The organism is Vibrio sp. Vb2131, from assembly GCF_033338535.1.
In the GTDB taxonomy this organism is placed as follows: Bacteria; Pseudomonadota; Gammaproteobacteria; order Enterobacterales; family Vibrionaceae; genus Vibrio; species Vibrio alginolyticus.
Genome location: NZ_JAWOSW010000175.1, coordinates 1 through 511, shown reverse-complemented (window position 1 = coordinate 511; position 511 = coordinate 1). Strand labels below are relative to the sequence as shown.

Sequence of the window (511 nt, the reverse complement as noted above, 5' to 3'; positions counted from 1 at the left end):
ACTAAACGAAGACGTTAAAGACAGTCTTGTATCAAAAATGGCTCCCGAAGACCTTGCAGAGGCGACGGAAGGCATGGATACCGATGACGTTGCGTACGTCCTACGTAGTTTGCCAGATGATCTTTCCCGTGAAGTTCTCTCCCAAATGGATTCAGCAGATCGTGCTCGTGTCGAGACGGCACTGTCTTATCCTGAAGACACCGCTGGTGGGTTGATGAACACCGACGTTATCACGATTCGTGGTGACGTTGATGTCGACGTAGTCCTGCGTTATCTGCGTATGAAGGGCGAACTGCCTGAAGCCACCGATGCACTCTACGTGATTGATGACGAAAGCAAACTGATTGGCGAACTCCCAATCACGACACTTATCACGACCCAACCCGACGTAAAAATTATCGACGTCATGGAAGATGCTGACGATGCGATTACCGTTGATACCAGTGACTCAGACGTTGCTAGCCTGTTTGAACGTCGCAATTGGGTGTCAGCGCCCGTAGTGGATGAAAAC

General features: G+C 50.1%; 1 protein-coding gene. It reads left to right on the top strand.

Going from position 1 to position 511, the window contains the following annotated elements; genetic code table 11:
* On the top strand, positions 1 to 511 hold a 511-nt coding region (locus tag R7E38_RS23410), incomplete at both ends, for a magnesium transporter MgtE N-terminal domain-containing protein (protein WP_318082246.1).